4 protein-coding genes and 1 pseudogene are annotated in these 2,978 nt (G+C 58.9%); 1 reads left to right on the top strand and 4 read right to left on the bottom strand.

Annotation, left to right across the window (positions count from 1 at the left end; translation table 11 throughout):
* Window positions 1-427: 427 nt before the first annotated feature.
* The 4 genes from CQ12_RS05655 to CQ12_RS05640 form a co-directional block, all read right to left on the bottom strand.
* On the bottom strand, window positions 428-640 hold the full coding sequence (locus tag CQ12_RS05655) for a hypothetical protein (RefSeq protein WP_057834371.1): 213 nt from the start codon (window positions 638-640) through the stop codon (window positions 428-430).
* A gap of 530 nt (window positions 641-1,170) precedes the next feature.
* Window positions 1,171-1,431: a hypothetical protein gene (locus CQ12_RS47580; RefSeq protein ID WP_057834370.1), complete on the bottom strand. Its 261-nt coding sequence runs from the start codon at window positions 1,429-1,431 to the stop codon at window positions 1,171-1,173.
* 75 nt (window positions 1,432-1,506) lie between these two features.
* Window positions 1,507-1,713 (bottom strand): hypothetical protein, encoded by a 207-nt coding sequence (locus CQ12_RS05645; RefSeq protein ID WP_057834369.1) that lies wholly within the window; start codon window positions 1,711-1,713, stop codon window positions 1,507-1,509.
* A 283-nt stretch (window positions 1,714-1,996) separates the two neighbouring features.
* Window positions 1,997-2,521, bottom strand: coding sequence for a peptide chain release factor 1 (locus tag CQ12_RS05640; protein WP_245309749.1), 525 nt, complete (start codon window positions 2,519-2,521; stop codon window positions 1,997-1,999).
* 30 nt (window positions 2,522-2,551) lie between these two features.
* Between CQ12_RS05640 and CQ12_RS46020 the strand changes: the two are divergent.
* Window positions 2,552-2,870: pseudogene (locus tag CQ12_RS46020) on the top strand (hypothetical protein).
* Window positions 2,871-2,978 lie beyond the last annotated feature (108 nt).

The raw sequence follows: 2,978 nt of genomic DNA, 5'->3' as shown, positions 1-2,978 counted from the left end.
GGCGCGAGGGTAAGCTACGAAGTCGTGGCCAACCGCGGGAAAGAATCCGCCGAAAATCTCAGGGTAGGTTGATCGTCGTAACTATCCAAATAAGACCGCCGGTCGCGCTGGCGGCTGCATCTGAAAACGGCCCCAGTACTCTGGGAGGAGATAGCTGGGGCCGCCACTTTCTCTCGGTTCGTCTCCACGATCCCCGAGAGCGATGGATTCGATTCTCAGCAGCGCCGCAAGTTCCTAAGAACGGCCCAGACTGCTGGAAAATGCGTGCCAAGGAACCAGCGCCACGGTTGGCGGCCGGAGAACCGTCGCTGAGCAATCCAGCGACAGCTTTTCGGGTCTTTCACAGCGGGTCGGCTCAACGCGCAACGCACATCATGGGAAGTTGCCGCCGGTTCACGGCAGCAGGCCACTTACAAGCACGCACCGCCTAAGCCAGGCGGCTGTCCGAACGACCGGCTTTCGACCCGCGGAAGTTATCGGGGAGGGAGGTGGCCAAGCTCTCCAGATTTGATTGCTCTTCGATCAAGCGCTGTTCGACAAACTTGCGCTCAAGCTCTGTCAGGCTGGTTTGCAATAAATTGCGATAGCGTTGAATATTACTGCGATGCGTACGCAAGCGAGCCAGCTGTTGATCAATCATCTATCGTCGTCCTTTGACGAGTGGGGTTTATTTCCTCTGTTTGACGCAACGCTGGCCAGAGCGGAGTATAATCGCTCGGCGGCATTGGGATTTCCCCGGTCGGCTGCTGAAATGCCGGCTTGCTGACCCTGCCGCAGGTTTGTGACGCTTTGATTACAGCGCCGATGGCCGAAGACCCGTTGAGAATCCCAATAGGTGACTAGGCGTTGTTCTTTGGCCTGGAGTCGAGGAGACTCGGCAAAGGCGGCATCTGCTGGTGGGGCGTATCAGTCGGCTGGTTGGGTAGTGGATCAACTTCGTCTGCTTTTTTGCCGCTGACTAGGGCACCAACAAAGCCGACGACGACCAGCAACGTCCCTGCGATCATCAGCCAATGTGGTAATCCCAACGATGCTATCATGAACCTCACCGATGCTCTGTTCTCCTCCCGGAGGGCAACGGGACGCGGTGAGGTCAGTTCCTAGGGCATTCGTCGCTGCCATAGTGACCGTACAGGTGAATTCGCTCAGGATCGGAACGGCGAATGTCCATCACTCCAGCGGGCCGGCGTCGATGGCCGTGGGTGGCTCGGCGCCTCCATGATCCTTGTCCTGGATTGCCTGGTGCCATATGCGGTCTATCCGGCAGACAACGCTACCGGAGACGATCACGGTGCGATATGCAACGTTCGATTTCCGGCGTAGCGGCCCCGGTGTCGGCTTCGACTTGGTGCCGCGATCCCCGTTGTAGTTCGTCCACATGCCTGCGGAGGCGAACAACGGACGGTCCTCGTTGAGGGCGAACCAGATCAATCTTTTTTCTTGGTTTCCGCGTTCAGATCGGGCGCGTATTCGACGACCCGACTTAAACCAGCGCAGGGAAACCAGTCAGTCGATTGGCACGAGCCGTTCGTCCCACTGCGCCGCAAGGTTTTTGATCTGCTCGAAATTCAGGATCGCTGGTTCACCCTCACGGACGATTGTTGTCCGCTTGCGCTCCTTGGGCAGCAACGTCATCGCGCGCAATACGGCCGCGCGCAGTTTCATCGAGCCGTGATCTGTCAGGGTGACGAACTCTTCGGGGTCAAGGGCCATGGGTCCACGCCTACACTACCGGCTGGCCAGCAAGCCAGCACACGCGCCCCGAATGCCCAACTCTCCAGATAATCTAGCTTGGTTAATAGCTAGTTATCGTTTGGCTTTGTCATTTTGAATTGGCGCGCGCGGTACACTCGTACTTGAACCGCGACCCATGCGCCGGCCGATTTCAAATCGTTGGCCCAAAGGAGGCGGCCGCCGTCAAGCTCACAGCAGGGTGTTCGCTCGTGCCGCGGCTGCCTCCGGCGGCACCCAGGTGAGCCATGGCAGTCGCAATGGATCAGGCTACCGCTGTCAACCTGACACCCACATCGGGGTTTGCGCAAAGCAGACGCTTGCGAATGGCCTCTTCAACGAGCGCGAGCGCCTCCTTGGCTTGTCGCGCATCGGCTTCGGCAACTTCGGCACGAAGCTCTACGGCCGTCAACTTATCCTTCTGAGCTTCAATACAGGACCGGGCTTGTTCCAGCGCTTGGCACGCATGTTGCAGCTTACGTTCGGCGGTGACGATGAGTTCACGTTGTGCCTGCTCGGCGGCCTCCGCTCGCATTTCGGCAAGCCGCAATCCTTCTAACGCGCTCGCGCAAATTGACTGGGCACGGGCTTCGGTCTCGCGGGCGTGCTTCTCCATACCGCGGAAAACGTCGGCCGCTTGATATACCAGATCGAGGGCTGTTGCTCCCTTGTCTGGTGCCAGCGGGGAGGGACAGCTCAGGGCGTCCTCATCCCCTCCAACTGACGCTCTGGAAATACGCTGCGCCATGTAGTTCAAACTCGTCGCGAACACACACACGAACAGCACCATGAATAGCTATGGTTAACGGGTGGTTAACAGTTGTGTGCCGGCAGAAGCGTGTGGTCAGTCCGCATGGAAGGCTATGGAGGGCCAGCGCAGCCGTCTCCCACGATAAGCCAATGCTTGAACGGCGGTTACGGCCGGCTGGAGATCGAATGCTGCCGATGCAAGACAAGAGCGAGTCTGCCGCTCGACGCCATCCGGAGGGCGCGTGGTACGCCGATCTGGAAGCTAGAACCATCTTTCCGATGCCGGTCGTGCGGCACACGCCGTTACAAGCCACCTGTCCGCATGATCAAGCTGACCGAGCGGGGAGATTACGCCGTACAAGTGGGTACATCCGGATGAAGAGCGTTGAGGCCCGCATTGCAAGTAGATGCGGACCTCGCTACTGGTGCTTTGCATGTCGGCTTTTGATGCTGTGGACGGCGCCCACTCTGCGGCATCGAAGTGCCATAGGGTGGTT

The organism is Bradyrhizobium jicamae, assembly GCF_001440395.1.
Lineage (GTDB): Bacteria > Pseudomonadota > Alphaproteobacteria > Rhizobiales > Xanthobacteraceae > Bradyrhizobium > Bradyrhizobium jicamae.
The sequence above is the reverse complement of the archived record's forward strand: the minus strand, read 5'-3'. Positions and strand labels throughout refer to the sequence as shown.

Excerpts from the sequence above, each read along its gene's own strand:
- CQ12_RS05655 (WP_057834371.1), bottom strand. The coding sequence starts at position 640 with ATGATTGATCAACAGCTGGCTCGCTTGCGTACGCATCGCAGTAATATT.
- CQ12_RS05645 (WP_057834369.1), bottom strand. The coding sequence starts at position 1,713 with ATGGCCCTTGACCCCGAAGAGTTCGTCACCCTGACAGATCACGGCTCG.
- CQ12_RS05640 (WP_245309749.1), bottom strand. The coding sequence starts at position 2,521 with ATGGTGCTGTTCGTGTGTGTGTTCGCGACGAGTTTGAACTACATGGCG.